We start from the raw sequence: 868 nt of genomic DNA, 5'->3' as shown, positions 1-868 counted from the left end.
GTCGGCTACGGCCGCAAGGAACTTGCCGATGCCGCATATCGCCAACTGCAGGAACTGCCGTTCTACAACACGTTCTTCAAGACCACGCACCCGCCGGTAATCGAACTGTCGGCGATGCTCGCCGAAGTGACGCCCGCGGGCTTCAATCACTTCTTCTATTGCAACAGCGGCTCGGAAGGCAACGACACCGTGCTGCGTCTCGTGCACCAGTACTGGCGCGTGCAGGGCAAGCCGCAGAAGAAATACGTGATCTCGCGCAGGAACGGCTATCACGGCTCGACGATCGCGGGCGGCACGCTCGGCGGGATGGGCTACATGCACGAGCAGATGCCGTCGAAGGTCGAGAACATCGTGCACATCGACCAGCCGTATTTCTTCGGCGAAGCGCAAGCCGGCGAAACGCCCGAAGCGTTCGGCCTCGCGCGTGCGCAGCAGCTCGAGGCGAAGATCCTGGAGCTCGGCGCGGAGAACGTCGCGGCGTTCATCGGCGAGCCGTTCCAGGGCGCGGGCGGCGTGATCTTCCCGCCGTCGACGTACTGGCCGGAAATCCAGCGGATCTGCCGCAAGTACGACATCCTGCTCGTCGCCGACGAAGTGATCGGCGGCTTCGGCCGCACCGGCGAATGGTTCGCGCACCAGCACTTCGGCTTCGAGCCGGACCTGATCACGATGGCCAAGGGCCTGACCTCGGGTTACGTGCCGATGGGCGCGGTGGGCATCCACGAACGCGTCGCGCGCCCGATCATCGACAACGGCGAATTCAATCACGGGCTCACGTACTCGGGGCACCCGGTCGCGGCGGCGGTGGCGGTCGCGAACCTGAAGCTGCTGCGCGACGAAGGGATCGTCGAGCGCGTGAAGCACGACA

General features: G+C 65.0%; 1 protein-coding gene. It reads left to right on the top strand.

Annotated elements, in window-relative coordinates; genetic code table 11:
- The coding region (locus tag DIE16_RS36295) for an aminotransferase (protein ID WP_124894423.1) at positions 1-868 on the top strand (868 nt) is incomplete at both ends.

The organism is Burkholderia sp. Bp9090 (assembly GCF_003857985.1).
In the GTDB taxonomy this organism is placed as follows: domain Bacteria; phylum Pseudomonadota; class Gammaproteobacteria; order Burkholderiales; family Burkholderiaceae; genus Burkholderia.
Note: the sequence above shows the minus strand (reverse complement) of the source record. Positions and strands in the feature narration are given on the sequence as shown.